This is a genomic window from Streptomyces sp. NPDC086835 (assembly GCF_044745705.1).
In the GTDB taxonomy this organism is placed as follows: Bacteria; Actinomycetota; Actinomycetes; order Streptomycetales; family Streptomycetaceae; genus Streptomyces.
Map to the genome: position 1 here is coordinate 1 of NZ_JBIVAU010000015.1, position 26,238 is coordinate 26,238.

The following is a 26,238-nucleotide window of genomic DNA, read 5'->3' on the forward strand; positions in this document are numbered from 1 at the left end:
CGCGCGCACAATCCGTACTGGGACGAGCACGGGGTGACGGTCGCCGACCCGGACGGCTACCGGCTCGTCCTGTGCTCCCGCACCTGGGGTTAGCGCCTGCCCGGTCGCGTCCGACGGGACGCGCCGCGGCGCCCGGTCACCAGCGCCATCGCGTGGCCTCGGCGAGCGCTTTCGGAGTGTGCTCGGCCAGCGCCTCCGCCTCGGCGCGCCGAACAGCCAGCGCTGCCCCGTACAATGCCTCCCCGAGTGCGTCGCGCAGCGTTCTGTTCCGTTCGAAGTGGGTGAGCGCCTCGCCGAGCGAGGTCGGCAGCCGCTCCTGGTCGCCGCGGCCGGCGGGGTCGCCGCTTACGGGGGCGGGCAGCGCGGGGCCGCCGTCGCCGAGGCCTTGAAGACCCATCGCGATGACGGACCCGACCAGGAGATACGGATTCGCCGCGGCGTCGAAGGGCTTGAGCTCGGCGTGCCCGCCATCAAGGTCGTCGGGCTCGCCGAGCACCAGACGCAGCGCGGCCTCGCGGTTCTCGATGCCCCAGCAGCGGTGGACACCCGCCCAATGGGAGGGGAGCAGGCGCAGATAACTGGCAGGGGAAGGGGCGCCGATGGCGCACAGTGCTGGCATGGCATCCAGGACGGCGCCGAGGAAAGTGTTCGCCGTGGCTGCGAGGCCGTGGGCAGCGGTGGGGTCGCGGTGCAGGTTCCGCCCGTTCTGGCGCAGGCTGAGATGCAGATGGCAGCCATTGCCGACCTGTCCGGCGACGACCACCGGCGCGAAGGAGGCACGCAGGCCATGTGCCACGCTGACCGCCCGCACGCTCTCGCGGACGAGGACGAGCTCATCGGCGGCGCGAACGGGATGGGCCGGGACGGTGGAGACCTCGAACTGGCCGGGTGCGTACTCGGGATGGAGCTGCAGAACCTCGACGCCTTGCGCAGCGAGCGTGTCGTGGACCGCCAGCAGATAGTCCGACAGCTCGGCCACCCGGGTCAGCCCGTAGGCGGGACCCCGGCAGGCATGGCCTTCGGTGCTGTCATCCTTGAGGACCACCCATTCGGTCTCGAAGCCCATACGCATTTCCAGGCCTTGCGCTTCGGCCAGCCGTACCATGCGCCGGGCGAAGTGCCGCTGGCACGCCGGATACGGGAGACCGTTCTGGTCATAGCGGTCGGCCGGGGCCCAGGCCCAGCCCGGCTGCGCCGCCAGGATCGTGAGCCGGTCCAGGTCGGGCAGGAGCCGTAGGTCGCCGTCGGGGCCGCCGATGTGCGGGGATGTGGTGACGGCGTCGTCGGAGGTGTAGACGTCGAACACCGGGGACATTCCGACGCCGCGGTGCGCGGCCTGCGGCAGTCTGCTGGTGGGCACTGTCTTGACCCGGCTGATGCCCGCGTTGTCGACCCAGCTGATCGCGACGGCCCTAACGCCTTCGGCGGCAAGCCGCGCCGCTGCACGGCGGGCCGCCAACCGCCGCTCGTCCCGTTCTACCGCTTCCACCGAACGCCTCCTCCCACCGCGCGGGTGTCCATCGCTGGGACACCTGCGTTCATGGTTGCCGATTCGCGCTCCCCGGCCCCGTCTCATGCGCGCGCCGCGCGTCGCACCGCGCGGCATTAGCCCCGGGGTGACGGTCGCAGACCCGGACGGCTACCGGCTCGTCCATCGCTCGCGCACCGTGGGTCGGCGTCCGTCCGGTCGCGTCCGGGGTCGCGCCGCGGGAGGCGCCTCGGAGCCGGTACGCCCGGTGGCATCTAGGACGGAATCTGACCTGTTCGCGTTCTACGGTCGTCAGGTCACGCAGATCCGCAGGACCGGAAGAACCGGCAGGACGGGCAGCAATCCCGTCGCCGCCAACGCGCCGTAGTGCTGGAACAGCAGATCGACGTCGGTCGTGTAGACGTTGAGCCGGACGAGGTTCGCGAGGGATATGCCGACCTCGCCGAACACGGCCTCCAGATTGTCGAGGCTCAGCGCCAACTGTGCGGCCACCGCTGCTCATCACGGTCTGCCCGAGATGTACAGGGTCAGGGTGTGCCCGGAGACGAGCTCACCCTGGTTGAATCCCCATCTCCACCGACCACATCATCGGGTTGACTGCCGTTCACTCACTGCCCCATCAGCTCCGTTTGCTTCACTGGGAGTGCGTGCGCTCATCGGCGCGGTAGCCGCCATCGTCAACGCCGGTGGTCACGAGCCTTCCAACAAACCAGGACACCCTTGGTCATGTATGCGATGAGGTTCTCGCATGCGCGCCGATCGGCTGGTCTCGCTTGCGTCAGCATGGTGCTGACTGTGGGACATGTCGGTCCACGAGCTGGAGTTGACCGTTTTCCAGGCCGAGCTGACCGGACAAGCGGTGTGCTTGCCTCCCGCCTTGGTTCACTGGTCGACGTGCTCGGCCGCGGCCTTCGGGAGCGCGAGCATCACGAGTCCCGCCACGAGGTAGAGCACCGCGGTGACGACGAGGACGATGCTGAGCGCGTGACCGTAGTCGGCCGGTCCTGGTGCGTCAGTCGTCGATCCGGTGACGGCGGTGAAGAAGATCGTTCCGAGAACGGCGATGCCGATGGATCCGCCGATCTGGTTGACGGTGGATAGGACGCCGCCTGCCGCGCCCGCATTGCGTCCGGGGATACCGGCGAGCACGACGTTGACGAGGATGGGTGCGGCGAGGCCGAGTCCGAGGCCGCCGATGAACAGGCCGAGCGCGAGGAGCCAGAATCCGGGGTCGCTGCCGTGCCTGATGACGGCCAAGAGCACGAGCTGAGATGCCGCGATGGTGAGCGAGCCGGTGATCAGCAGGGCTCTGCCCGCCTTGGCGGCGAGAGCGATGCCGAGTCCTGAGGTGATGATCGAGCCGAGGGCATAGGGCAGGATCACCAAGCCGGTCTCCCACGCGGTCCGGCCGGTGCCAAGCTGAAGGTAGACCGACAGCGTGAGGAAGAACGATCCGATACCGCCGAAGAAGAGCACGGATGCGCTCAGGCCGATGGCGAAAGCGCGATTTCTGAGCAGGGCCGGATCAAAGACGGGTTCGCCCCCACAGCTGGCGAGGCGGCGCTCGTATGCGAGGAAGATCGTGAGCAGGATGATTCCGGCCGCCAGGAGGGCGTAGCTGGTCGGGGTCCATCCCCACGTCTCGGTCTGGATGATCGGCAGCAGGAGGAGCAGGATGCCCGAGGCCGCCAGTAGGGCACCCACGAGGTCCAGTCGCGCGGTAGAGGCGGAACGGGACTCCGGCAAGACCCTCGCCCCGACGACGAGGGCGAGGATCGAGATGGGGACGTTGATCCAGAAGATGGTGCGCCACCCCAGGTCAAACAGGTCGGCCTCGACGAGGAGTCCGCCCAGCAGTGGTCCTGCGACCGAGGCGAGCCCCTGGACGGCCCCGTAGGCGCCGAATGCCTTGGCGCGCTCTGCCGGGGCGAACGATGCTCGGATTACGCCGAACACCTGCGGGACCATGATCCCCGCGGTCAGTCCTTGCGCGGCGCGCATGCCGATGAGCATCCCCGGAGTGACGGCGAGCGCGCAGAGCGCGGAGGTGACCATGAACCCGACCAGCCCGATCATGAACAGGCGCTTGCGGCCGAACTGGTCACCAAGCCGTCCGCCAGTGATCAGTCCGGCGCCCAGTGCGAGGGTGTAGGCAGCGATCGTCCATTGGATCTGAGCGTCGCCGGCTCCCATATCACGGGCAATCGCCGGGGCCGCGACGGTGACGATCGTCGCGTCGACGAGGTCCATGAAGGAACTGAACAGCACGACCAGGAGCGCCAGGTTCGCGCCTGCGCCGGAGATAGGTGCTGGGGCAGCGTCGGGGGCGCGTGTGCCCTCTCGGGATGTTTGTGGAGCGGTCATGCCGACCAGGGTCACAGTTATAGTTGCCGTCGAATGACCGCTTTCCCGGGGGGCGGGATCATGGCTGTGACCACCGCGCGGACGCTCAGGCTGCTGTCGATCCTCGGTATCGGCGCCACCCTGACCGCCGAGGAGCTCGCTGAAAGGCTCGGAGTCTCCCTTCGGACCGTGCGACGCGACATCGACACGCTCAGAGAGCTCGGGTACGAGATCGAGGCCGTGCGCGGGGTGGGCGGAGGCTACCGGCTCGGCCGCGCCACCCGCTTGCCGCCGGTCGTCTTCGACGAGGACCAAGCAGTCGCCGCGGCCGTCGCGCTCCAGACCGTCCCCACGATCCTCTCCGGCATCCGCGAGAACTCGGCACGCGCCCTGGCCACGTTGCAGCAAGCGATGCCGGCCCGCAGCCGCATCCGCACCGAGTCGTTCAGCGTCTCCGCAGCGCGCAACTACTGGGAATTCCTCGCAGCACCCATCGATGCCGAGATCATCCGCGTCATCGGCGGCGCCATCAACCGACAGCACGTCGTTTGCGTGGACTACTCCGGCGGGGACGAATCCGCGACGCTCACGCTGGAACCACACGACCTCGTCGTGTGGGCGGCACGGTGGTACCTCGTCGCATTCGAACCGGACGCGGACCGATGGCGCGCGATGCGCGTCGACCGCCTCGAACCACGCATGCCCACGGGGAGAACCTTCAACCGCCGCGACGTCCCGCATGGCGATCCGGTCGCATTCGTCATGAGCACGCACGACCGCGGCGACACCCTGGCGGAATGGCCATGTTGCGGGTCGGCGCTCGTCGCGCTGCCTGCGCCCATTGTCGCCCGGTTCGCTCCCGGCGGGTCGACGGTCGAGCACGACACCGACTCCAGCTGCCGACTCACGCTCGGTGCATGGTCATGGGCAGGGCTGGCAGGACTGCTCCTGACTTTCGACGCTGACGTCACAGACATCGAACCGGCAGAGCTCAGGCAGGCGCTGCGCTCCCTGCGCACCCGCATCGACGAAGGACTCAGGTGTGCTACGTGAGTTCACTCGACCGCGATACGGTCTCGCCGACGGTGCCTCCTCCGGTGGTGAAGTTGCTGGCTGACCCCGTCGCATTCCACTCGCGAACGCTGCTGCCCAGCTGCTGTGCGACACCCCTACTTTGGCGGCCCTCGCCGAACAGGTTGCGCATCTGCCCCTCGGTCACCGTCTGCCCGGGGGTCAGGCCGACCGCGGGCAGAGCACGGCCCATCCACACGCCCGCGGGACGCCGGCCTCACCCTGCGCCTGATCCAACGTCTTACGGCAGGGTCAACGCCCCTCACTACCCCGGCCTCCACGGAAGCAGAGTGGCTACGCAGTCGCGTCGGAGAAGCTCACCCGCACCGCCACCACAGCGCCCGACCCATTTAGGTCGGCCGACACAGGGAAGTAGCCGTCGCCCCAGCTCGTCATCGCGCAGAGCAGTCGGGCGTCGCCGACATCCACAGTTCGACTTCAGAGGCGCGAATCTGTCGCATGACCTGCCAGTGATGGGAATGGGGCCGGAAGTCCACCATCATGCGGCGCCCGGTCTCCTCCTTCCAGCTCTGCACAGCGCGAGCCTTCTCCATCGCCTCCGCCACCGCCAGCCCAGTCCACCCGCGGACACCGTCCTCGCCGGGTTCGCCCAGTTCCGGTGCTGCGAACATCGCGGCGGCTTCCTCTGCGGCAGCACCCCAGAACGCGACGTCGGCCAAACCGTCCACAGGCTTGTCGTGCTGCCAGGCATTCAGGGCATCGGCATCGCCGAAGAGCACCCGGGCCCAGTCGACGCCGATGTCACCCAGCAGCACGGATGACTCCGCTGGGGCGTCGCTCATCCGAACCGACATCTCTGACCAGCTCGGTCATCTCGGCAAAGACATCGGCGGGAAAGCCGTTGCCCTGCTGCGCGTACTCCTTGAGTCGCTCGAACTTTTCCTTGCCACGCTTCTTCAGCTCCTGCTTCGTAACGACAACGCAAGCGGACGGAAAGCGGCCAATGGCGCTCAGGAGCGTCTGATCATCCAGCCAGGGCACGCATCCGAGGACTGCTGCTCCCATGGACCGGAACTGCCTCCAGCGGCCGTCAGGGTCCGCCAGGAACTCATCCGCCATCCCCATGGGTCGACCGGCACTCCACCCGGCCCCAGCACTGTGCCGGAGCACAACCGCCCTGGCCGGGAGCCCAAGGGTGCTTCGTGGCCCGGATTCCCAGGTTCCCCGCAACAAGGAGCCGGTGCCGGTCGCCTCGGGGCGTAGGGGGTCGGCGACGCCCTCGACGGACCGGCGAAAGATCCTTTCGATGACACGGCGGCAGCAAACCACCCCGGGCACATCGCCGCGCCCCGATCCGCCGTCGGCGGGCCGAAGGCTCCGTGCCGGTCGTGGCTTGCACCGCCGCGGGGGCTGTCTCATAGTCCGAGGTATGGACGCGCGCGAAGCGGCGCTCCGACAGGCATACCGCCATGCCCTCCGGTGGCTGGCGAGCCTTTCCGATCGCCGGGTTCCCGCCCGCGCTTCGATCGACGAGATCGTGCGCGCGCTCGGTGCCGAACTGCCCGACCGTCCGAGCACACCCGCCGATGTCGTCGACCTGCTGGCCACAGCCGGTGAGCCGGGGCTCACCGCTTTTCCCAGTGGTCGCTTCTACGGGTTCGTGGTCGGTGGCACCGAACCGGCCGCCCTGGCCGCGGACTGGCTCGTCAGTGCCTGGGACCAGAACTGTGTGATGCGCGCCGTCTCGCCCGCGTACACGGCGGTGGAGGACGTCGCGAGTGCGTGGTTGCTCGATCTGCTCGGCCTGCCGGTCGGCAGTGCCGTCGGCTTCACCACAGGTGCCACGATGGCGAACTTCACCTGCCTTGCTGCCGCGCGCGACGCTGTGCTGCGGCGCGCCGGCTGGGACGTGGCCCGCGACGGACTCGTGGGTGGGCCACCTGTACGCGTCATCGTCGGCGAGGACCGCCACATGGCCGTCGACCTGGCGCTGCGCTACCTCGGGCTCGGCAGACCCGAACCGGTGAAGGCGGACGATCAAGGGCGCATCGAGCCCGAGTCCCTGCGGCACGCTCTGGCGGTCGGCGGGCAGAGCCCCGCGATCGTGATCCTCCAGGCCGGAGACATCCACTCCGGTGCCTTCGATCCCTTCGTCGCGACGATCGGGGCCGCCCGCCAGGCGGATGCGTGGGTGCACGTCGACGGAGCCTTCGGACTGTGGGCGGCCGCCTCCCCGATGCACGCGCACCTGACGGCGGGGTGCGCGGACGCCGACTCCTGGGCGACGGATGCCCACAAGACGCTGAACGTCCCCTACGACTGCGGCCTCGCGGTCGTGCGCGACCCGTTCGCGCTCCGGGCGGCAATGGGCCTGCACGGCGACTACCTCATCCAGGACGAGGGCGGCGACCCCATCGACAAGGTCCCCGAACTCTCCCGCCGCGGCCGAGCCTTCCCCGTGTGGGCCGCCCTCAGGTCCCTCGGCCGGTCAGGTGTGGCCGACCTCGTCGAGCGACTGTGCCGGCACGCCTCCGCGTTCGCCGCCGGCATCGCCCGGATCGACGGCGCGACAGTCCTCAACGACGTGGTATTCACCCAGGTCTGCGCCGAGTTCGGCGACGACGAACGCACGGATCGGATACTGACGCGGCTGCTCGACGACGGCACGGCGTGGATCAGCGGCTCCACCTGGCACGGCCGCCGCGTCATGCGCATCTCGGTGAGCAACTGGTCGACGACCGACGACGACGTGACGCACGCGCTCGCCGCGATCCGGCGCGCGTCCATCAGCGCCTGACAACCGGCTGATCGCAGCGCATGATGCGGGCGGCCCCTGCACAGCGCCGTGGAGCACGTTCCACCCAGGCAGGCTTCCTGCCGGCGTCACTGTGAGAAGGGAAACGGAAGGAGTGGTTCCCCGGGCTCATCGACAGAAGGCTCAGGCAGGTGACCTGGCCGGAGATCGACCGGCACCGCGACTACATCGAGAGCCTGCTCGGGACGGTCACCGTCTCGACGATCCACCAGCGGCCGCGTCACCGGCGTCGAGGAGCGCACGGGCGGTGTCGGTCGCGGCACGGGCCGGCGCTCGGGCGTGGGCAGGGCAGCCGGCTCCAGCTCAGCGGCGTACGCGAGCGCCACATCGACGTCTCCGAGCTCGTGGTGGATCCCGACCCGGTACAGCACGCACTGCGCCGCTGACAGCTCCCGGTGCCGGCCGTCGTCCGGGACACGCACGGTGGCCCTCGGGCTCCTGGCGGTGTTCGGCGTCGTGTCGGTCACGCTGTCCGGGACGCACGCGGCGCGGGCCCAGGAGCGGCGCCTCGCGACGGCCGCGTAACGGCGCGGGTCACACCTTTCGGGGGACCGCCCGGAATACGTCGCGAATACGTCCCCCGTCCGTGCAACTACCGCTCCCTTTCGCGTGTCTCAACCGGCAGACCGTCCCAACCGGAGGGGATGGGAAGGGGAGTTGGGGGACATGAGGGGCAGAATAGGACGTACGGGAGTGCTGCTCGGGCTGACTGGCATGCTGCTCCCGCTCGGCGTGGCGCTCGGGAGCGGCACCGCGCACGCCGCGTCGTGCACCACGTCGACGGGTCCGTACCAGAAGCAGGTCGAGAAGTTCCTCGGCCGCCCGGTCGACGGGCGCCAGTCGGCAACCGACTGCCAGGCGATCCGCGCCTTCCAGGCCAAGCACGGCATCACGCCCACGATCGGTTACGCGGGCCCGATCACCTGGCGCACGATGAACACGATGCTCGCGCAGCGTGCGGCGGGGAACAACCCGAACAAGGCGGGCAAGTGCCCGACCAACAAGGGCCGGATCGCGTGCGTCGACCTGACCCGGCAGCTCAGCTGGATCCAGGACGGCCGGACGCTCAAGTACGGCCCGGTGCCGGTGCGCACCGGCAAGAACGGCACCGAGACCCGCACCGGCGCGAAGAAGATCTACTGGCGCAACATCAACCACTGGTCGACGCTCTACAACGTGCGGATGCCGTACTCCCAGTTCTTCGACGGCGGACAGGCGTTCCACTCCACGACCAAGTCCATGTGGAACCCGCCCGGCTCCGGCGGCTGCGTGAACATGCGCTCCGCGGACGCGAAGGCATACTGGAACCTGTTGAAGAACGGCGACGACGTCTACGTGTACGGGCGCAAGCCCGGCACCTGAGCCCGTCGGTCAGACGGCGGGTGGCCTGCTCGGCCAAGGCGAGGACTCCTGGGCGATGAACGGCTGGTGGGCCTTCGCGGCGGGTAGGCAGCGGTCAGCGCGACCCCGGCCGGTGCGGCGCAGCGGGGTCGCGGCCGCGCGAGCCGCGGCCGCCAGCACCGACGCATCGCCCGTGCGGCGCGCCACGGCGCCCGCCCGTTCCGCGTAGGCGCCCGCGTCTCCCGTACGGCCCTGCTTGACGGCCGCCTGGGAAGCGAGCTGCCGCGGCGCGGGGCGGCCCACACCACCGTCGGCCGGGCAAGGACCACGGCGGCCGTCAGGGCAACCCCGTACCGAGAAGGCTGCGTCGCTCCATGGGCGCTCCCCGCTCTTCGCTGCCCGGCGGGTGCCGAGCTGGCACGTCCTCTGACGCTACGGCCCTGCTCAAGGCGGCAACAGGGCGTACCGCCCGCTGGCCGCGCGCCCCCAGGCCGGTTCCCTGGCGCCACCGGAGGCCGGACAAGAAGCGAGCAGGGCCCGCCGGAGGCCTGCCGTCGAACGGGCAGCGAACGGCACGGGCATGGAGGCAACAAGCAGGGACCGCCCAGAAGCAACGCAGTCGCGGCGAAGATTCTCTCCACACCATCACGGGACCTCACCCACGAGACGCCGAAAAACTGCAGGTCACCGCATGGCACCGGCTCGAGTGACGGAGGACTTGGGGCCAGGGCACCCCGAAGCGGGCGTGAAACGGGTCCACGACCGCCCCGCGCACCTCCATCCAGTACGCGGAGCAGCCCTGGTTGACCCCCTTCCTGAAGGACGGCAGCCGGACACGGCTTCAGCGGCAGCACACAAGCGGGACCGCGCGGCACTCATGCGGGCGCTGCGTACCGGCAGCGAGCCGCCCCGCCCTCAGCGGCGCCGCATCGACTGGGACGCACACTGAGTCGGCCCCGACGAAAACGACCCCGCCCACCAGCGGGGCCGTTTCGCGCAGGCGGTCCTCTCATCGCCAGGATCCTGGGCGAGGTTGTCGGTGATGCACCGCAGGGTCTCGACGTCCTGGTCGTTGATGGCAGCGCGTACCAAAGCCTGGTCGATGTCATCACCGTTCGAATCAACGGATACGGCAACGCGGGCGCTTCCGGGAGCGTCTCCGGTCAGTACGGCATCGGCCTGGTAGTCGGTGGCGCCGGTACGTAGCCTGTCGAGTTCGTCGGCGAGCTCATCAACCCGTGCCTGGACGCGGGCGGCGAGTTCCTCTGCCTGGCGCTGCTTTTCCCTCGGCGCGCCGGAGTTCCTGACGGGCGCGCTCTCCTGCTGGAGGGCACGCGTGGGCTGCTGCTGAGTCTGCTGGAGGGCTTGGGCTCGTCGTGGTGAGCGCGCGGAGTTCGCGTTCCGTCGGCTTGGGGCCGCTGTTCGCGGGAGGTCGTCATGACTGGTCTCCGTGCAGGGGCGAGGTTCCCAGTACGCCTGCCTCTCCCGGGCGGTCGATTGCGCAGTGTCGACGGTCACGCAATTCCCCAGGGCAAACGTCACGTAATTCCCCAGTCTCCCGGTTGATACGGTGCCCGGGCCGAGGCTGGCGCCGTCTGTGCAGCGAGCACACAACGGGTGCCAGCGGGGCCTGGCTGCCTGTGCACCGGCAGGCCCTACGATCGGCATCATGACCTCCGCACTGATCCTCATCGACCTGATGCCGCGCATCATCGCCCTCCCCCTCGCCCCGCACTCCGGTCACGAAGTCCTCACACGCTGCCGTGAGTTGGCCGAGTCGTTCCGGGCGAGCGGGCGGCCAGTGGTACTGGTTCGAGTGGAGCGCCCGAACGTCGCTGAGCAGCCGCCGGGCAGCGACTTCGCGGACGGCCTGGTACACGGCAGCGACATCGTGGTGGTCAAGCGCACCATCGGCGCGTTCTATGGAACCCATTTGGACGAGCAGTTGCGCAATCTAGGTGTGGACACTTTGGTGATCGCCGGGCTGGTCACCACGATGGGCGTCGAGTCCACCGCACGGGCCGCGGCGGACCACGGCTACCAACTGGAGTTCGTAGCCGACGCGATGTCCGGACTGACCGCGGACGAGCACGAGTTCACCGTAGAGCGGATCTTCCCGCGCTTCGGCGAGGTGCGGAAGGCCGACGACTACAGCTAACGCCCACTCAGTGAGCCGGTCCCCAGCCTGCGCCTCCACCACGTCCAGACACGACCGCCGTCCCCATGGGGAAACGTGACCACGAGGGTGGGGAATTACGTGGCGCTGATCGTGTGGATCGTGGGGAATTGCGTGACCGCTGACACGCAGGACTGCGCGATAGGGCGGCAGGTTGAGGCGGGTTGCTTACGCGGCCTGCACCTGTGCCCGCGCCCGGGCAATCAGCCGGTGAGCCCGTGGACCGTACGCGGCTGCCTCGGCCAGCTGGTCCCACACCCGGCCGTACAGGGCGACGTCGTCGGCCGAGTCGTACTGAAGCTCGGTGTTGATGGTCTCGACGATGACGCGTTCCTCATCGAAGATCCAGAATCCGTGCTTCGGGGTGAGAGGCATGGGGGCGCCGAGCGGGACGAGGCCGAGCTCCACCGTGCTCATGCCGATCAGGCCGACGAGCCGGTCCAGCTGCCCGGCCATCACCTCTCGTGGGCAGATCAGGGCATGCAGGGCGCCCTCCCAGATCAGGACGCGGAACAGCTTGCCGACTTCGTACAGCACCTCTTGGCGGCGCATGCGTGCGGCCACGGCCTCGTCGGTGTCGCGCGGGGAGCGCATAAGGGCGGCGTTCTGGACGAGGAGGTGGCGGGCGTACTGAGGCGTCTGGAACAGGCCGGGGATCACGGTGGCCTCGTAGCCCCGCATGGTGGCCGTCCGCTGATATTCGACGACGTAGCGGTCCTGCACCGGGCGGTGTCCTGCGGACAGCTGCCGGCGCCATGAACGCTGCTGCGACTCCAGTCCGCGTCGGCGGCTCTCAAGGTCCGGGCCTTGGCTCGGAGCGCCGACTGCCGCCGCCCACGCCATGAGGTCCGCAGCACTGGCTGTCTGCTTCCCGGTCTCCAGCCGCGACACCTTCGACCGCTGCCAGGCAAGGCGCTCGGCGAGTTCCTTGCCGGTGAGGCCGGCCTCGACGCGCAGCTCCCGCAGGCGCGTGCCGAGGGCGATCCTTGCACTCTGGAAGTCCGTGCTCACACGGACGAACGTACCTGTGCCCAGACCTCAGCAGTAGGGATTGCCGCAGCCCGGGCGGCATCACGGGCGCGGCAGGCGGCGAGCACCTGCGCCTCGTCCTCGATGACCTCGACGCCGATGGTGGTGTCGGTGTCGTCGATGTGCATGCGGACCACGGTGCGCGAGTCGAACAACCACAAGTCGTAGTCGGGCAGTTCGAGCTGCTCGGCCTCGGCGCGGGTGAGAATGCGGATGTCCTCGCCGGCCGCCACGTTCCCGGCCGCGGTCGCCATGAGGAACCGCTGCCCGTCGGTAGGTGGTTCGTCGACGATGCGGACGCGGGAGAACCGGGCGCCGACCGCCGTCTTGGCGCGCACGTTGACGTTCCACGGGTGGTCCGGCTCGGGCTGCGGGTCGACGCCGCGCATGAACGCCTGGAACCGTTCCCCCGCTCGGTCGGTGGCGTACCCCGCGGCGGGTCTCAAGACGGAACGCCGTGTGCGCGAAGTCGGCGAACAGGTGAGTGACCTCCTCGAAGGGGACCAGGGCGGGCACGGTCACTTCTTGGGGGCGAAGTGGGTGAGCAACTCGCGGGGGACGACGAACGTCTCATGCTCGCCGACGTCACGGAGCTGGGCCAGGTGCTCGGGGTCGGTGAGCCGGTCACCCTGGACGACAATGTCGCCGGTCTCCTCAACCTCGTACAAGCTGGGGCAGTTACCGTGCTCGGACGTGGTGCGTGCGGTGGGTGATTGCGGCGGATTGCCCGGCAAGTGGCCGCAGTCCCCGGTTGCGCGCGCAGTGACCTACGCCCAGACCCTCCAAGACCTCGCCACGGTCGACAGCACCACACCAAAGGCGATGAGCGCGGCAGGACCCGGACCGCCAGCGCTGGCCTGGGGTTGAGGTGGCGGCGCCGAATCACCAGGACCCACGAGCGCGGCCCTCAACGCGCCTAGCGCGGGCGGATGCCGGCCGGGCGGCGGGAGCACTCCTCCGCACGACTCCTGGGAGGCTCTTCCGCCATGACGGCCGCTTCCGACAAGGCCCAGACGGCCTGCGTTCTCTCTGCACGAGAATGCCGAGTTCGGTATCGGCACGGCCGCTGTGGGTGGCGCTCGAGTCAGCCCCGCCGCCGCTCCAGCTGCTGCTTCGCAGGCACGGCAGCCACCTCAGACAGCGGACCCACTCGTGCGCACCGCTACGCATCCTTGCCGCCCAGGCCGACCTTCTCGACACACTGCCCGGCGTCCATCTGCCAGATCTGGACGACCTGCGAGCCCGCGGAACCCTCGGAGTGCGCCCCACCGCATCGCTGACTCCGCGACGGAGCCTCGGAACGGGCCGCCCCGAGGACGCGGAGCCCATCCGGTAACCGGACGTCACCCATACTCCAGCGCCAGCACGAGCGGCTCGGGGGCGGCTGGCGGGTGGGAGTGACTGTCGCCGTGACGGACGCGGCGGACATGTCCAGGGCCGTCGCCGCGCCCGCGCCCTTCAGCTCCCCGCCGCCACCCGCCGTACCACCGCCAGCGCCTCGCACACTGCCCCCGGGATGTCCGTCACCGGGAAGCGCGCCTGGCGCACCACGCGTTCGCGGTCCACCACCAGCACCGCCCGCTTCAGCCGCAGTGTCTGCCCGGCGCGGAACACTGGCAGCCGCAAAGCGGCGGCGAGGCGCAGGTCGACGTCTGAGAGCAGGGTGAAGGGGATGCCCTCCTCGACCGCGAACACCCGCTGCTCGTCCGGGCGTTGAGTACTCACGCCGTGCACCTCGGCGCCCGCCGCGCGGAAGTCGTCGTACGCGTCCCGGAACAGCCGGTTTTCCAGCGTGCAGCCGATGGCACCCGGGATGTCGGCCCAGCCGTCCGGCAACGGGCCCGGGTGACCTGTCGCCGGGTAGCAGAACAGGACGGTGGCCGCAGCCTCGGCCACCGGGTCCAGTTGCTCACCGTCCCGGTGTCCCGGCAGTTCGAGGCGCGGCAGCGACTCGCCCACCAGGCCCGCCACCCGCAGCGCCTCCGCACTCTCCTCGTCAGCCGTGCCGCTCAGCGAGCCGTCGCCGAGCAGCCAGCGGTCCGCCCAGTCCTGCATCGAGAGCAGCACGGGCAGCAGCCCCCGCCCGCTCTCCGTCAGCCGGTACTCGTACCGCACCGGGCCGCTCTGATACGGAACCTTCTCCAAGACCTCCGCATCCACCAGGTGTGCAAGGCGCTCGGTCAGCACCTTCCGGGAGATCCCCAGCTCCTCCTGAAGCGCGTCGAACCGGTGGTGCCCGCGTGCGGTCTCCCGAATCAGGAGCAGGCTCCACCAGTCGCCGACCACCGCCGCCGCCTGCGCGATCGCACAGGCGGCGTCCCGCTCGGGTACCGACCTGCCCATGGCTCTCCTGTCTTGCGGATACAACGTCCGGCCTTCGAAGCCATCTTGCGCCATGTAGTCAGTTCCGGATAGGAACTGAGTCGCAAACAATGTAAGTTCCCATAAGAGACTCACTGAAGGGTGGGCGTCGCATGAGCGAGACACCGACGGTCCCGGAGCGCGATCGCCGCAGTACCCACCATGCGACCTCGCCTCCGGCCGTCTTCTGGCGCTACTGGGCCGCTGCCACCGTCAGCAACGCGGGCACCGCCGTCACCGCCCTCGCTCTACCCTTGGTCGCCCTCACAGTTCTCGACGCCACCGCGCTCCAGGCCGCCCTGCTCGCCGCCGCCGGACAGATCTCCTGGCTGCTGCTCAGCCTCCCGGCAGGAGTGATCGCCCAGCGCGTCGCGCTCCGCCGCCTCCAGGTCACCCTCGATCTCGTACGGTTCGCCGCCGTCGGATCCCTCCCGCTCGCCTGGTGGCTTGACCGGCTCACCTATCCGCACCTGCTACTCGCCGCTCTGGTCACCGGCGCCGCGACCGTACTCTTCGACATCGGCAACTCGACCTTTCTGCCCGCCATCGTCCCGGACCGGCAGCTCGCCGCCCGCAACAGCCTGATGTCCGGCACGCACGCCGTCACCGAAACCGGAGGGCCCTCCGGGGGCGGCCTCCTCGTGCACGCCGCGGGCCCGGTCGGCGCGCTCCTCGTGGACGCGGGCAGCTACCTGCTCTCAGCCGTGCTGCTGCGTACGCTCCCCGAGCGCCGTCCCGCCGCCCGCACCGGCGACGGCGCCCTCCGGCTGATCCGCGAGGGCTGGACGTACGTGACGCGGCACCCAGTGATGCTGCCCTGCATGCTCTGGGCCACCGCCACCAACTTCGTCTGCGCCGCCCTGGTCGCCCTCACACCCCTCTACCTGGTCCGTGAGGCCGGACTGACGCCCGTACAGCTCGGCGTGGTGCTCGCCATGGACGGAATCGGCGCGCTCGCCGGATCCGCCGTGGCGGTCCGACTGACCCGGCGGTTCGGCACCGCCCGGGGGCTCGTCGGGACCGCGCTGGCCGGTGGCGCTGCCGCCCTGTTGGCCCCGCTGACCACGTCCGCAGCCGACGCGTACTGGTTCGCCTTGGGTAACGCCGGCTTCGCCTTCGGCGTCGTCATCGGGTCGATCGCCACCCGCACCCACCGCCAGACCGAGTCCCCGCCTGAGCTCCTCGCCCGTGTCATGGCCACCGTCCGCTTCGTCTCCTGGGGCGCCCAGCCGCTCGGCGCCCTCACCGCCGGCCTGCTCGCCACGTACGCGGGGACGCACGCGGCATTGTGGGCGGTGTGCACGGCCGCGCTCCTGCCGCCGCTGTATCTGCTCGCGGTCCCGGTGGGCCGCCGCCGGGACCTCGCCTGACACAGACGCCCCAGGCTGGGAAAACAGGGTCCCCACCTCACAGGCCTCACAGACAGATAGGGCGTTTCACCCCACGGCTTCGGCGGGCCTCACAGGTGATCGCAGAGTCCGAGAAGTCGCTCACCGTGAGTGCTGTCCTACCTTTCTAGACATGGGTCTGACCGATCATTCGTAGGATCGGAGGGCCCGGGGGCTCCGGGCATGGCTGTAAGTGCTGAGCCGCTGGATGGCTTACGGGACTTGGCCACCCGGAGCCCCGTGACGACTCGACCGCTGATTGGGATACGCGACTCGATCGCTGCTGTAGGACAACGCCGGCGAGGTCGTCCGCGGATCAATGTGAGGCGAGCTGGCGGGAGGGGATGTGCCCGAGATCTGGGCCGGGGTGGACATCGGCAAGACGCACCACCATGTCGTGGTGATCAACGCGGAGGGCGAGCGGCTGCTGTCCCGCCGGATCGAGAACGACGAGACTGAACTGTTGGCTCTGATCGGCGATGTGCTGGCGATAGCCGACGATGTGCTGTGGGCCGGGCCCTGACAAGGGGCCGCTGACGGCCCTGCTGTTCAAATGGCCCGGTTGCTCCTGACTGTCCGGACCGTCACTTACCCGGGGATTAGGATTGCGAGCGTGTCGGCAAGAAGCAGTGACATCGAGAAGGCAGCCGGTGTGCTGCGCGCCGGAGGCCTGGTGGCCTTCCCGACCGAGACCGTCTATGGCCTGGGCGCCAACGCGGAGGATGCCGCCGCGGTCGCGCGCATCTTCCAGGTCAAAGGGCGCCCGCCCTCCCACCCGCTGATCGTCCATGTCGGCGGCGCTGAGCACCTGGGCGGCTGGGTCGAGGGCGTGCCCGCGACCGCGTGGCTGTTGGCCGAACGCTTCTGGCCGGGGCCGCTGACGCTGGTCCTGCGGCGCGGTCGCCGGGTGCCCCTCGAAGCGACGGGTGGGCTGGAGACGGTGGCCGTGCGGGTGCCCGACCACCCCGTCGCGCTCGCGCTGCTGTCTGCTTTCGGCGGCGGTGTAGCGGCCCCGTCCGCCAACCGCTTCGGCTCGGTCAGCCCCACCTCGGCGGACCACGTCCGTGCGGAGCTCGGTGATGCCGTCGACTTCGTGCTGGACGGCGGCCCCTGCGAGGTGGGCGTCGAGTCGACGATCGTCGACGCCACGGGCGATGCCCCGAGTGTCCTTCGGCCCGGCGGGGTGACGCGCGAGGACCTTGAAGCGGTGCTGGGGCGCCCGGTTGCGGTCCACTCGACGAGCCGGGTTCGGGTGCCGGGCCAGCATCCGTCGCACTACGCGCCTCGGGCTCGGGTCGTCCTCGTCGAGCCCGAGAAGGTCGTCGCCGAAGCGGAGCTCGCCCAGGAGCTGGGGCACCAGGTGGGCGTTTTCCTTCCCCCGTCCTTCGCCGGCGCCCCGGTGAAGGCGCATGCCGTGGTGGAAGTCCCCGGTTCGATTGTCTCCTACGCGCGCGGGCTGTACGGGTTCCTGCGCGAGCTCGATCAGCGCGGGTGCGACCTCATCGTCGTGTCCTTGCCGGCGGAGGAGGGGCTGGGAGTGGCGATCGCCAACCGGCTCCGCCGCGCCGCGGGACCCCGGCCCTCCACCGGCATCGACGTGCCGGATCTTCAGGAACGCTGAGCACCCGGCATCACGACACCGCGTCTGCGGGTACCTCAAGGCCGCGGGCGGTGACCAGGCGGGCCGTGCCGTCGGCCAGCCGGTACGACAGCCCCACCACCGCGGCCTGCCCGGCTTCGACCGCCTGAGCGAGGACGCGGGAGCGGTCCAGCAGCAGGTCGACGGTGTGCCGGATGTGCCCGGCGATGAAATCAGCGTCCTCGGTATGCCCGGCCGCACGGGCGGCCAGCACGCTGGGGGTCACCCGCTCGATCACGTCCCGCACGTAGCCCCCGGCCGGCGTGCCGTCCTCGACCGCGGAGCGGGTGGCCGCGACCGCCCCGCACGCGTCATGTCCCAGCACCACGACCAGCGGTGCGCCGAGCACGCTCACCCCGTACTCGATACTGCCCAGCACCTCCGAGCCCGCGACGTGTCCGGCGGTGCGGACCACGAACAGGTCACCCAGCCCACGGTCGAAGATGATCTCGGCGGCCAGCCGGGAGTCGGAGCAACCGAAGAGCACGGCGAACGGATTCTGGGCCGGGACAACCTCGGTACGGCGAGCGGCGTCCTGGTTCGGGTGCTCCGGCGAACCGGCGACGAACCGCTGGTTGCCGGCCATCAGCATCTCGAAGGCGTCACGAGGCGCAAGAGTGTGGGTGTCGACCATGGCAAGCAGACTACGGCCACAGCCCGGACACGAGGCAGCCAGGTCCGGATGAGGCACTGATCGCCTCTGCCCTGTTCGCGCTGTACGTGGCGAACTTCTCCAGCTACGACGAGAGCAGGGCAACCTGGCAGCGGTCATCGTCTTCCTGATCTGGCTGTGGCGTGTGCTGGACGATCCGGCTGACTGTCGGGCGATTCCAGGCGACCGTCAGCTCGCCTGGCCCCGCGCCAGTTGAGGAGCCGTTGCGTGCTTTGGGCAGACGCCGGGCCGACGTCGTCACGCAGCGTGCCGGCCCTTGCTGTGGCCGGTGGGGCGGTGTGCTGTGCTGGGGCGGACGGGGGAAGTGGGACGGGTTCTGGTACGGCGTGCAGGTGGCGTTTGTGTGAGGCGTGCCTGGGCTGGGGCTCGCTGGGCTCGCCCAGCATGCGTTCTGCGTAGCGTCCGAGAGCCAGGAGTGCGCACAGCATCAGGGGAGGTATGAGGAGGGCGGCGACAAACCACGAGGTTCCTTCCGGCGGGCTGGTTCCCCAGGTTCGGGTTGCCTTTCGTGGCTGTCTTCAACTGCCGGGAGGGTGAGGGTTATAGCCAGCCGTTGCGGCGAAAGGCCCGGTAGAGGCAGCCTGCCGCTGTGGCCATCATGCCGACGGCCACCGGGTAGCCGTAGCTCCAGTTCAGTTCGGGCATGTGCTCGAAGTTCATGCCGTACACACCGGCGACCATGGTGGGAATGGCGAGGATCGCGGCCCAGGCGGAGATGCGGCGCATGTCCTCGTTCTGCCAGGTGCCCACCCGGGCCAGGTGAGCGTTGAGCACGGAGTTGAGCAGCTCGTCCAGGGAGCGGACTTCTGTGTCGGTGCGGTGCAGGTGGTCGGCCACGTCGCGAAAGTAGGGCACAGCTTCCTGCGGCCATGGCGCGGACGGAGCGATGAAGCCCTGTACCACCGGCACCAGGGGCTGCACCGCGTCGCGGAACTCCAGTACTTCCCGTTTGAGGGAGTAGATCTGTTCGGTGACGTCGTCGCGGGCGGAGGAGAAGACGCACCGCTCCAGTTCGGTCAGGTCCTGGCGCACCTTGCCGGCTGCGTCGCTGTAGGCGTCCACCACCACGTCAAGGACCGCATGCAGCACGGAGGCGGGCCCGAACGCCACCGTGGTGGGATCGGCCGCGAGCCGACGGGCAACGTCGGCGGTGGGATCGACCGGTCCGTGCCGGACGGTCAGCACGAAGCGAGGTCCCAGGAAGACCATCACCTGTCCCGTCTCAACCGCCGAGGCCTCCTCGATGTACCACAGGGTCTTCAGCGCCACTGCCAGCACATCGTCGTACCGCTCGCACTTGGGGCGCTGATGGGCTTGTACCGCGTCCTCCACCGCCAGCGGATGCAACCCCAGCTCCGCGGCCAGTGTCTCCCATTCAGGCTGCGCGGGATCGTCCAGGTGCAGCCACCCGAACTCGCCTTCGCCAAGCTCCCGCAGCCGCTTCAGCGCGGCGTGGCACTCCCCGCCGGCCTGCCCACAGTCGACCCGGCGCGCCCGGCCGGGCTGCTCCTGAAAAATCACACACTCCATGGTCCACGCATGCTTCATCGGACCGGTTTCATGCACGTTCACGCCGCCCGCTCTCAACGCGTTTCATGAGGTGCTGGCCGATCCGGACAGACCCTTCTCCTTTCGGTCGCGTTCGATCTCGGCGCGTTCATGAGCGATCTCTCGAGCCTCGTCGAGGGCGTCGAGGCCGCTGTGGGCGAGTGCGGCGAGTCGGCGGGTCAGGCTCCGCGACGTCGTTCGTGCGGCCGGAGACGGCGATCAGGGCGCGCTGGGACAGGCCGTAGCGAGCGCGGCCACGGCGGCCGGGTCGCTGTCTCGCGTGCGAGACGTCTCGGTGCCAGCGGTGACGGCGTCGTGGATCGCGGCCAGGGAGCGGGCGACGTCCAGCAGTCGGTACGCCTGAGCACGGGAGATGCCGAACGCCGTCTCGCAGAACGACGCCCAGTCGTTGTAACCGAGCGGCGCCCAGACGCGGGCCGCGGGCGCGTCCCGGACCCGAGCGGCGAGTACCGCCACCGAGCGTCGGACATCGTCCATCGCCTCCCGCAGCCTCGCCGTCACCTCCCGGGCTCGGGCCGCACTGAGCAGCGGCCGCACCGGGTCGGCGACGTGCTCCTGGTCCTCGTTCTGCTCGCCCACGACTCCATCGTCCTGCGCACCGGAGGGCTGCACCAGGGCGTGCGGAAGCACGGGCAGAACTCCGCCTCACAGGTTCGCGGCTGACGTGACAGACAGTGCATGACACCGGCCCGGCCGCGAGCGGGCCGGGCTACGCGTCCTTCGGACCGCCGACGACGACGGCGTCGGCGTCGGCGTCGGCGTCGGCGTCGGCGTCGGCGTCGCAGAGAAGCTCCCGTGCCGCTCCAGACCGCCCGCCATCATCTCCCGCAGGCCGCAGAGGGGAAGTCGGCTCCCAGTCGGCCCGGAAGGCCAGGCTGACCAGGCATGACGCGCCAGAGCCGTTGCAGGGGTGGCCCCTCAATCGGCCCTCTATTCGGCCCCCTGATCGGCCCCTCACGTGGCCCCTCATTTGGCCCCCTGCCCTCGCGCGCGACGCGCCGGGACGTCTGTTCGTCGGCGGCCAGCTGCCGCATGGTGGCGGCGTTGCGGGTGGCGGTGAAGGCCGGAGAACAACCGCGGTAACCGGGCCGGCTTTCCGAGCCATGGGCACACCCGCCACCAGGCGCCGATCCGACGGGCGGCCGGGCGATGCCCGCAGAGGCCGGACCGGCAAAGCTCCGGTGAACAACACCGCAGACAAGCCAGAGCCCCCGCAGCGGGATGTGATGGCCACTACGGGGGCTCTCGCTCAGCAACCCCAAAGAGGCGCTTGGAGTTAACCCAGCCACTGTCCCACCTACCGCCGCCCAGTCGGGCGGTCGCCACGACGGAAGTCACCTGGACGGACCGGTACACAGGTGGGCGCTTCCGCCAGGGGGAACGGTGGCCGCAGTACACAGGTACGAACAGCGCCGCTAGCGCTGAGGCCCGCCCGTACGATGATCATGTGACCAATCGCCGCAACCTAGGCACAGGCCCCGAGGCTCCCGCGCACCTCCGTGCCGCCCAGGCCGACCACCTTCTCGACACACTGCCCGGCGTCGATCTGCAAGATCTGAGCGAGCTGCGAGCCCGCGGAACCCTCGGAGTGCGCCTCGCTACGTCGCTGAGTCCGCGACTTCGAGCCGGGTGATGCGGGCTTCACGCAGGACGGGGAAGCGGCCGTCGCCGTCTGCCACGGTCCACTCGTGGTGGGTACGAGTGCGGACCGGCTGGTCCTTGGTGTCGATGCCCAGCCAGGCGAGGTCCATGGAGACGAGCAGGTGGCCCTTGTCATCGGTACGGACGCTGAGGTTCTCGACGTCGTGGTGGGTCGCGTGTACGAGGCCGGGCAGGTCCGCGTACCAGGTGGAGATCTCCGCGAGGCCGTCGAGGGTACGTCCGTCGGAGAGGTGGAACACGGCGTCGTCGGCGATGATCTCGGGCAGGGGGGCGGTGTCGGGGTCGCGGCTTTCGAGGAGCGCGAGCCAGTAGTGGACCAGGCCGGCTGCCCGATTGATCGGGTAGGCGTCCTCGAAGGGCTCGTCGAGGATGTCGTCGAGTTCGACGACGACGCGCCTGATCTTGGGCAGGAGGGAGCCGTCCTCGGCGAGCTGCATAGCGTAGTGGAGGGCTCCGGCGCGTTCGTCGCCCTGCTCGGAGCGGTTGTGGTAGTGCAGGTCCACGCTGAGCAGCCACTGGCCCGTGGTACCGATGGGGAGGAGCTGGAACCGTTTGATGTGGTGGCCGTGGCCCTGCCCGGTGGGGAAGGCCTCGACGCTGCGCCGGTAGGCGTCCTTGCCGATTTCGATGCCGCCCTCCGGGCCGACGCCGCGGATGATCTCCATGTCGTCGGTGAGCAGGTCGAACTGGTTGTCCCAGTGCTTGGTGTCCCGCTCGTAGAACGCGTACCAGCGGTGCAGTTGGGCGCGTGCCCGGTTGGCGGTGTTCTTGTGGTCGAGCTGCGCCCGGAGCTGGGCGATGCCGTCGGTCGCGGACATGGTCGTACTCCTTGTACGGGTGGGTGAGTGGGTGGATGGATGGTGGGGCTTGTCAGATGTTGACGCGGTGCATGAGCGGTTCGGGGTACCGAAGGCCGGAGGCGGCTCCTCGGGGCAGGGCCTCGTCCAGGGTTTTGAGCTGGGCGGCGTCGAGACGGACATCGGCAGCTGCGGCGTTCTCCTCCAGGTAGGCGATGCGCTTGGTGCCGGGGATGGGAACGATGTCGTCGCCCTGATGCAGCAGCCAGGCGAGTGCCAGTTGGGTGGGGGTGATGTCGGCTTCGGCGGCCAGGGCGTGGACGCCGTTTGCCAGGCGGAGGTTGCGGCGGAGGTTCTCGCCCTGGAACCGCGGGTCGAACCGGCGGTAGTCGTCGGCGGCCAGGTCGCTGGTGTCTGTGATGGTGCCCGTCAAGAAGCCGCGTCCGACGGGCGAATACGGGACGAGGGCGATGCCGAGCTCACGTGCGGTCGGGAGGATCTCGTCCTCCAGACCCCGTTCCCACAGGGAGTACTCGCTCTGGAGGGCAGCGACGGGGTGGACGGCGTGGGCCCGGCGCAGGGTGTCGGCGCTGACCTCGGAGAGGCCGATGTGCCGGATCTTGCCTGCCTTGACGAGGTCGGCCAGGGCTCCGACGGTTTCCTCGATCGGTACGTCGGGGTTGCGGCGGTGCAGGTAGTAGAGGTCGATGTGGTCGAGGCCGAGCCGGGCCAGAGAGGCGTCGACGGCTCGTGCGGCGTATTCCGGGGAGGAGTCGACGACGAAGGTGCCGTCGTCGAGCCGGGACCCGAACTTGGTTGCGACGACGGCCTCGTCACGGCGTCGGCCGGCCAGGGCGCGGCCCAGCAACTGCTCGTTGTGGCCGGCGCCGTAGACGTCGGCGGTGTCGAGCAGGGTGACGCCGAGGTCGAGTGCACGGTGGATGGTGGCGAGGGACTGGGCGTCGTCGGTGGTGCCGTAGAACTCGGACATGCCCATCAGGCCGAGGCCCAGGGCGGAGACGACGGGGCCGGCAGTGCCGAGAGTGCGCTGTCGCATGGGGCTTTCTCCCTGTGGCGAGAAGGTTATGTTCGATAATTATTATTGCATAGGACAGTATCTGGCCATAGGTTCCGTTAGTGTGTGCGGCATGACACGCGCAGCCGATCCGCTCACCGCGCAGGTGATCTCGCTCTTCGCTCGGGTCACAGAGCGCTACACGCGTGAGTACGAGGCCGCAGCCGCGCAGCACGGCCTCACTCCCCAGCAGGTCAAGGCGCTCCTCGCGCTCGACGAGCAGCCCCTTCCGATGCGGCGGGTCGCGGAGCGCCTGGGCGCCCAGCCCTCCAACCTCACGTCGGTGATCGACCGGCTCCAGAGCCGCGGCCTGGTCGAGCGCCACGCGGACCCCGACGACAGGCGCGTCAAGCTGTTGGCCACCACCGAGACCGGCGCATCGGCCGCCCGGGAGCTGCGGGAGCGGCTCCGGTTCGCCCGCGATCCGCTCATCGCGCTCACCCAGGATCAGCGTCGGGACCTGCGTGACCTCCTTGAGCTGATCATGGGCTCCTAGCCGCTGCGTGCGGCGCGACGGGAGACGGCCCATCGCGCGTACACCAGGCCCGTGGTTGACCGGATCGAGAAGGGCAAGCTGCCCACCGAGATCCCCAAGCCGTCGTCGACGACGCCGCCGTCCCCGCTGATCCCGAACCCTCCGCCGGCTGACTCCTTTGGCCGCCGGCGAGCAGGAGCACTGCCTGCGTACTCGGCACCGACGCGGTGTCGCTCAGGCCCAGTGCGGTGCTCCCTCAGTGGTGACGAAGCGTTCGCGCGGATCAGTCATGGCCGGTTCGCCGTCGTAGGCAGCGTCCATGCGGTACGGCTTGATGAACGAGCGTCACGAGTGATGAAGTCGGCCCTCGAGTACTCTTCCGTCTGCGCCGGGAGCACTCGTTCGGTGCACTGGCGCTGGAGTCAGCCGATCACTTGCTGTCTGTGTCGGCCTTCCGGCATGGCCCGAACGAGCGAGCCGCCTTCTTCACGTGGCCGGTCGCGCCTCCGTTCCGGGTTCTCACGAACACCTGGGCGGTCGGACGCGTGTGGAACTCGGCCCGGGAGCACGGTGCTTGGCCCCTGGAGTCCCGTAGACGCCGGACCGTGCCCGGGTGCTCCCCCACCGCCGGCTTCCGCGGCCCGGTCAGCCGGTGCGGTGGACGGCGACGGTGGCGGAGCGTGGGCGGCCGTGGGGGTTGCCGCCAGACCCCGAGAAGGGGTAGTTCGGTGCCTGGAGGCTTCGGTCCGACGTAGGTCGCGTTGGCCATGAGTGTTTCCCTCGGGTGCTGGGTCCGAGATCCAACCGCGGCGCGTCATCTGATGGTCCTCAACCACGTGGAGCAGTCCGTCGAACGGGTCCAGCGCCGCAGAGCTGACACGCCTGCTGAAGCCTCCGCCGACGACGTGGCCGGTGGCGAGATCGTGACCCGGAATCTGACGGATCTCTTGGGCCTGCTGCTCCGCCACTTCCCGCTCGTGCGGCACGAGGTGCATGGTGCCAATGTTCTCCCATGAACCCCGCCCACCCGGGCTCGCGGGCCGCGATGGCGGTGCCGTGAACTGGCACAACCCGGAGATCACCTACGGGCAGGTTGGCAACTGGCGGTCCTACGTCTTCGCCGCCGACGACACGGAGGGGTGAGCTCCGCTCGCCGTGGCGAGGACATGTGCCGTAGCCGCCCACCGCGACTCCTGGCCCGGTCCCCAGCACACCGCCGACTGGACGCGGACGGCCTGGAGTTCCGTGCCAGCACCGGAGCGGCGGGAGCCGAGGAGGCCGCGGTGCGGGGAGCGGCCGTCCGCCTGTGCCCCCCCCCCTGCGGCGGACGCCGACTGGGCCTGGTCGTCCGCCCGTCACACCGGCGTCCGGGCCGGGACCGGGGCCGTGCCGTCAGCTGGGCTGGGGAACGACCCGGCCCTTGCCGTCGAGGGTCTTGTCGGACCAGTAGCGGTCCCACTTGTCGCCCAGGTACCGGGGCTCCATGCCCTCGGGGTAGCGGGCCCACCCCTCTCCGGGCTCCTCGCCGTCGGAGACGCAGTCGCCGCCGGTGTTGTTCACCGCGAGGACCGGGTAGTGGTCGGACAGGCAGACCCTCTCCTGGTACCCGCATCCGGTGAGCAGGAGTGCGGCCGCGACCGCTCCGGTCAGTACGACGTACGGAAGTGCGCGGTGCTGCGGCATGGTGGGGTACCTCTCTGGATCGGTGGTGCCGCCAGTGTCACAGCCCGTGCCGGGGCCTGTGATGAGCACGCGTACTCAGTCCGCTGCCGGGTCGGAACCTATTAGAGGTCCTATAAGGCTGACGCCCGCCTCATGCACCAGGTCCTCTCCGGCCGGTTCGGTGACCAGGTCCAGGACACGGGCATCCACTACCGCTTCGTGCACCTCGCCGAACCGCGTCCCGTGTTCGAACACCTGGCCCGGCACGGCGTCGCCGTCCGGCTATTCCAGGGTGCGGCCCATGGAGTGTCCGGCATTCGCATCATGGCGCCGACTGGGCCCCTTGAACTCGCCGTGCTCGCGGCCGCGCTCGACACGCTCCCCGCCAGCTGGGGCAGGGCATGAAGCTCATCATCGCCACCGACACCGTCACCTACGAAGACGCCCAGGCGGCGCTGCGCTCCGCCTACGGCCGCGACGCGCGTCCGTCGTCTGCACTCCCTGTACGAGCCCCCTACGCGGGCAAGTTCGTCCTCGAGCCGCCCCCCGAGCACGCTCGGATGGCGCGGCGTCAGTGACGCCCCGCGCGCCACCTGGCTTTCGATGCGAACCGGCGGGGCCGGAATCCGATCGCTGACGTCAGGCGGCTGACGCCCGAATAGGACGCGGCCCGATTGGCGACTACCAGAGCACCCGGGAAGGAGCGTCGTCC

At 69.7% G+C, this 26,238-nt stretch carries 27 protein-coding genes and 3 pseudogenes; 13 read left to right on the top strand and 17 right to left on the bottom strand.

What is annotated here, in order from left to right; genetic code table 11:
- Positions 1-93: pseudogene (locus ACIPJI_RS33460) on the top strand (VOC family protein); the annotation flags it as partial.
- 43 nt (positions 94-136) lie between these two features.
- Here the strand turns inward: ACIPJI_RS33460 and ACIPJI_RS33465 are convergent.
- The 3 genes and pseudogenes from ACIPJI_RS33465 to ACIPJI_RS33475 form a co-directional block, all read right to left on the bottom strand.
- Entirely contained in the window at positions 137-1,489 is a 1,353-nt protein-coding gene (locus ACIPJI_RS33465; RefSeq protein ID WP_402250626.1) for a glutamine synthetase, read from the bottom strand.
- Between the two features lie 291 nt (positions 1,490-1,780).
- A pseudogene (locus ACIPJI_RS33470) lies at positions 1,781-2,078 on the bottom strand (RidA family protein).
- Positions 2,079-2,371: 293 nt separating this feature from the next.
- A complete protein-coding gene (locus ACIPJI_RS33475) occupies positions 2,372-3,868 on the bottom strand; it encodes an MFS transporter (RefSeq protein ID WP_402250628.1) in 1,497 nt (498 codons plus the stop codon).
- Positions 3,869-3,913: 45 nt separating this feature from the next.
- Here ACIPJI_RS33475 and ACIPJI_RS33480 point away from each other — a divergent pair, with 45 nt between their 5' ends.
- Positions 3,914-4,885: a helix-turn-helix transcriptional regulator gene (locus ACIPJI_RS33480; protein WP_402250630.1), complete on the top strand. Its 972-nt coding sequence runs from the start codon at positions 3,914-3,916 to the stop codon at positions 4,883-4,885.
- A gap of 410 nt (positions 4,886-5,295) precedes the next feature.
- On the opposite strand, the gene ACIPJI_RS33485 is transcribed toward ACIPJI_RS33480, so the two are convergent.
- Positions 5,296-5,679 (bottom strand): hypothetical protein, encoded by a 384-nt coding sequence (locus tag ACIPJI_RS33485; RefSeq protein ID WP_402250631.1) that lies wholly within the window; start codon positions 5,677-5,679, stop codon positions 5,296-5,298.
- Complete coding sequence (locus ACIPJI_RS33490; RefSeq protein ID WP_402250633.1) at positions 5,666-5,905, bottom strand: hypothetical protein; 240 nt, start codon at positions 5,903-5,905, stop codon at positions 5,666-5,668. The genes ACIPJI_RS33485 and ACIPJI_RS33490 overlap by 14 nt, the downstream gene beginning before the upstream one ends.
- A 388-nt stretch (positions 5,906-6,293) precedes the next feature.
- On the opposite strand from ACIPJI_RS33490, the gene ACIPJI_RS33495 reads away from it, so the two are divergent.
- The 3 genes from ACIPJI_RS33495 to ACIPJI_RS33505 all read left to right on the top strand — a co-directional run bounded on the left by ACIPJI_RS33495 (position 6,294) and on the right by ACIPJI_RS33505 (position 9,041).
- Positions 6,294-7,661, top strand: a complete 1,368-nt coding sequence (locus tag ACIPJI_RS33495) for a pyridoxal-dependent decarboxylase (RefSeq protein WP_356622475.1) — start codon at positions 6,294-6,296, stop codon at positions 7,659-7,661.
- A gap of 149 nt (positions 7,662-7,810) precedes the next feature.
- A complete protein-coding gene (locus ACIPJI_RS33500; protein ID WP_402250719.1) occupies positions 7,811-8,065 on the top strand; it encodes a hypothetical protein in 255 nt (84 codons plus the stop codon).
- Between the two features lie 328 nt (positions 8,066-8,393).
- Positions 8,394-9,041 carry a L,D-transpeptidase family protein gene (locus ACIPJI_RS33505; RefSeq protein ID WP_189477121.1) on the top strand — a complete coding sequence of 216 codons (648 nt, stop codon included), beginning with the start codon at positions 8,394-8,396 and terminating at the stop codon, positions 9,039-9,041.
- Between the two features lie 9 nt (positions 9,042-9,050).
- Here ACIPJI_RS33505 and ACIPJI_RS33510 read toward each other — a convergent pair whose 3' ends face one another.
- Positions 9,051-9,323: a hypothetical protein gene (locus ACIPJI_RS33510; RefSeq protein ID WP_356622471.1), complete on the bottom strand. Its 273-nt coding sequence runs from the start codon at positions 9,321-9,323 to the stop codon at positions 9,051-9,053.
- 612 nt (positions 9,324-9,935) lie between these two features.
- Positions 9,936-10,538: a hypothetical protein gene (locus ACIPJI_RS33515; protein ID WP_402250635.1), complete on the bottom strand. Its 603-nt coding sequence runs from the start codon at positions 10,536-10,538 to the stop codon at positions 9,936-9,938.
- Positions 10,539-10,689: 151 nt separating this feature from the next.
- Between ACIPJI_RS33515 and ACIPJI_RS33520 the strand changes: the two genes are divergently transcribed.
- On the top strand, positions 10,690-11,178 hold the full coding sequence (locus tag ACIPJI_RS33520) for an isochorismatase family protein (protein WP_356622468.1): 489 nt from the start codon (positions 10,690-10,692) through the stop codon (positions 11,176-11,178).
- Between the two features lie 186 nt (positions 11,179-11,364).
- On the opposite strand, the gene ACIPJI_RS33525 is transcribed toward ACIPJI_RS33520, so the two are convergent.
- The 4 genes from ACIPJI_RS33525 to ACIPJI_RS33540 all read right to left on the bottom strand — a co-directional run bounded on the left by ACIPJI_RS33525 (position 11,365) and on the right by ACIPJI_RS33540 (position 14,568).
- Positions 11,365-12,207, bottom strand: a complete 843-nt coding sequence (locus tag ACIPJI_RS33525; RefSeq protein WP_356622467.1) for a helix-turn-helix transcriptional regulator — start codon at positions 12,205-12,207, stop codon at positions 11,365-11,367.
- Entirely contained in the window at positions 12,204-12,671 is a 468-nt protein-coding gene (locus tag ACIPJI_RS33530) for a DUF6879 family protein (RefSeq protein ID WP_402250638.1), read from the bottom strand. Before ACIPJI_RS33530 ends, ACIPJI_RS33525 begins: the two co-directional genes overlap by 4 nt.
- A gap of 72 nt (positions 12,672-12,743) precedes the next feature.
- Positions 12,744-12,959 carry a hypothetical protein gene (locus tag ACIPJI_RS33535; RefSeq protein WP_402250640.1) on the bottom strand — a complete coding sequence of 72 codons (216 nt, stop codon included), beginning with the start codon at positions 12,957-12,959 and terminating at the stop codon, positions 12,744-12,746.
- A gap of 724 nt (positions 12,960-13,683) precedes the next feature.
- Entirely contained in the window at positions 13,684-14,568 is an 885-nt protein-coding gene (locus ACIPJI_RS33540; RefSeq protein ID WP_402250642.1) for a winged helix-turn-helix transcriptional regulator, read from the bottom strand.
- Between the two features lie 131 nt (positions 14,569-14,699).
- Here ACIPJI_RS33540 and ACIPJI_RS33545 point away from each other — a divergent pair, with 131 nt between their 5' ends.
- From ACIPJI_RS33545 to ACIPJI_RS33555, 3 genes and pseudogenes are all read left to right on the top strand, one after another.
- Entirely contained in the window at positions 14,700-15,956 is a 1,257-nt protein-coding gene (locus tag ACIPJI_RS33545) for an MFS transporter (RefSeq protein ID WP_356622463.1), read from the top strand.
- 364 nt (positions 15,957-16,320) lie between these two features.
- Positions 16,321-16,488 (top strand): annotated as a pseudogene (locus ACIPJI_RS33550) (transposase); the annotation flags it as partial.
- Between the two features lie 99 nt (positions 16,489-16,587).
- On the top strand, positions 16,588-17,595 hold the full coding sequence (locus ACIPJI_RS33555) for an L-threonylcarbamoyladenylate synthase (RefSeq protein ID WP_356622462.1): 1,008 nt from the start codon (positions 16,588-16,590) through the stop codon (positions 17,593-17,595).
- A 10-nt stretch (positions 17,596-17,605) separates the two neighbouring features.
- Here ACIPJI_RS33555 and ACIPJI_RS33560 read toward each other — a convergent pair whose 3' ends face one another.
- The 5 genes from ACIPJI_RS33560 to ACIPJI_RS33580 all read right to left on the bottom strand — a co-directional run bounded on the left by ACIPJI_RS33560 (position 17,606) and on the right by ACIPJI_RS33580 (position 23,371).
- Positions 17,606-18,247, bottom strand: a complete 642-nt coding sequence (locus ACIPJI_RS33560) for a carbonic anhydrase (protein WP_402250644.1) — start codon at positions 18,245-18,247, stop codon at positions 17,606-17,608.
- Positions 18,248-18,826: 579 nt separating this feature from the next.
- A complete protein-coding gene (locus ACIPJI_RS33565) occupies positions 18,827-19,816 on the bottom strand; it encodes a magnesium and cobalt transport protein CorA (RefSeq protein ID WP_402250712.1) in 990 nt (329 codons plus the stop codon).
- Positions 19,817-20,053: 237 nt separating this feature from the next.
- Positions 20,054-20,485, bottom strand: coding sequence for a hypothetical protein (locus ACIPJI_RS33570; RefSeq protein ID WP_402250646.1), 432 nt, complete (start codon positions 20,483-20,485; stop codon positions 20,054-20,056).
- Between the two features lie 968 nt (positions 20,486-21,453).
- On the bottom strand, positions 21,454-22,335 hold the full coding sequence (locus tag ACIPJI_RS33575) for a nuclear transport factor 2 family protein (protein ID WP_402250648.1): 882 nt from the start codon (positions 22,333-22,335) through the stop codon (positions 21,454-21,456).
- Positions 22,336-22,387: 52 nt separating this feature from the next.
- Positions 22,388-23,371: an aldo/keto reductase gene (locus ACIPJI_RS33580; protein WP_402250650.1), complete on the bottom strand. Its 984-nt coding sequence runs from the start codon at positions 23,369-23,371 to the stop codon at positions 22,388-22,390.
- A gap of 91 nt (positions 23,372-23,462) precedes the next feature.
- Between ACIPJI_RS33580 and ACIPJI_RS33585 the strand changes: the two genes are divergently transcribed.
- Positions 23,463-23,885, top strand: a complete 423-nt coding sequence (locus tag ACIPJI_RS33585; protein ID WP_402250652.1) for a MarR family winged helix-turn-helix transcriptional regulator — start codon at positions 23,463-23,465, stop codon at positions 23,883-23,885.
- Positions 23,886-24,866: 981 nt separating this feature from the next.
- Complete coding sequence (locus tag ACIPJI_RS33590) at positions 24,867-25,007, top strand: hypothetical protein (RefSeq protein ID WP_402250654.1); 141 nt, start codon at positions 24,867-24,869, stop codon at positions 25,005-25,007.
- Positions 25,008-25,256: 249 nt separating this feature from the next.
- Here ACIPJI_RS33590 and ACIPJI_RS33595 read toward each other — a convergent pair whose 3' ends face one another.
- A complete protein-coding gene (locus ACIPJI_RS33595) occupies positions 25,257-25,547 on the bottom strand; it encodes an SCO0607 family lipoprotein (protein WP_356622450.1) in 291 nt (96 codons plus the stop codon).
- Between the two features lie 132 nt (positions 25,548-25,679).
- Here ACIPJI_RS33595 and ACIPJI_RS33600 point away from each other — a divergent pair, with 132 nt between their 5' ends.
- A complete protein-coding gene (locus tag ACIPJI_RS33600; RefSeq protein ID WP_356622449.1) occupies positions 25,680-25,931 on the top strand; it encodes a hypothetical protein in 252 nt (83 codons plus the stop codon).
- Entirely contained in the window at positions 25,928-26,104 is a 177-nt protein-coding gene (locus ACIPJI_RS33605; RefSeq protein WP_402250656.1) for a hypothetical protein, read from the top strand. Before ACIPJI_RS33600 ends, ACIPJI_RS33605 begins: the two co-directional genes overlap by 4 nt.
- The last annotated feature ends 134 nt before the right edge of the window (positions 26,105-26,238 follow it).

Bases quoted from the DNA above. Each gene is read 5' to 3' on its own strand.
- ACIPJI_RS33585 (WP_402250652.1), top strand. From the start codon at position 23,463: ATGACACGCGCAGCCGATCCGCTCACCGCGCAGGTGATCTCGCTCTTC.
- ACIPJI_RS33560 (WP_402250644.1), bottom strand. From the start codon at position 18,247: ATGGTCGACACCCACACTCTTGCGCCTCGTGACGCCTTCGAGATGCTG.
- ACIPJI_RS33600 (WP_356622449.1), top strand. From the start codon at position 25,680: ATGCACCAGGTCCTCTCCGGCCGGTTCGGTGACCAGGTCCAGGACACG.
- ACIPJI_RS33565 (WP_402250712.1), bottom strand. From the start codon at position 19,816: ATGGAGTGTGTGATTTTTCAGGAGCAGCCCGGCCGGGCGCGCCGGGTC.
- ACIPJI_RS33540 (WP_402250642.1), bottom strand. From the start codon at position 14,568: ATGGGCAGGTCGGTACCCGAGCGGGACGCCGCCTGTGCGATCGCGCAG.
- ACIPJI_RS33590 (WP_402250654.1), top strand. From the start codon at position 24,867: ATGTTCTCCCATGAACCCCGCCCACCCGGGCTCGCGGGCCGCGATGGC.
- ACIPJI_RS33520 (WP_356622468.1), top strand. From the start codon at position 10,690: ATGACCTCCGCACTGATCCTCATCGACCTGATGCCGCGCATCATCGCC.
- ACIPJI_RS33605 (WP_402250656.1), top strand. From the start codon at position 25,928: ATGAAGCTCATCATCGCCACCGACACCGTCACCTACGAAGACGCCCAG.
- ACIPJI_RS33595 (WP_356622450.1), bottom strand. From the start codon at position 25,547: ATGCCGCAGCACCGCGCACTTCCGTACGTCGTACTGACCGGAGCGGTC.
- ACIPJI_RS33505 (WP_189477121.1), top strand. From the start codon at position 8,394: ATGCTGCTCCCGCTCGGCGTGGCGCTCGGGAGCGGCACCGCGCACGCC.
- ACIPJI_RS33580 (WP_402250650.1), bottom strand. From the start codon at position 23,371: ATGCGACAGCGCACTCTCGGCACTGCCGGCCCCGTCGTCTCCGCCCTG.
- ACIPJI_RS33545 (WP_356622463.1), top strand. From the start codon at position 14,700: ATGAGCGAGACACCGACGGTCCCGGAGCGCGATCGCCGCAGTACCCAC.
- ACIPJI_RS33480 (WP_402250630.1), top strand. From the start codon at position 3,914: ATGGCTGTGACCACCGCGCGGACGCTCAGGCTGCTGTCGATCCTCGGT.
- ACIPJI_RS33495 (WP_356622475.1), top strand. From the start codon at position 6,294: ATGGACGCGCGCGAAGCGGCGCTCCGACAGGCATACCGCCATGCCCTC.
- ACIPJI_RS33575 (WP_402250648.1), bottom strand. From the start codon at position 22,335: ATGTCCGCGACCGACGGCATCGCCCAGCTCCGGGCGCAGCTCGACCAC.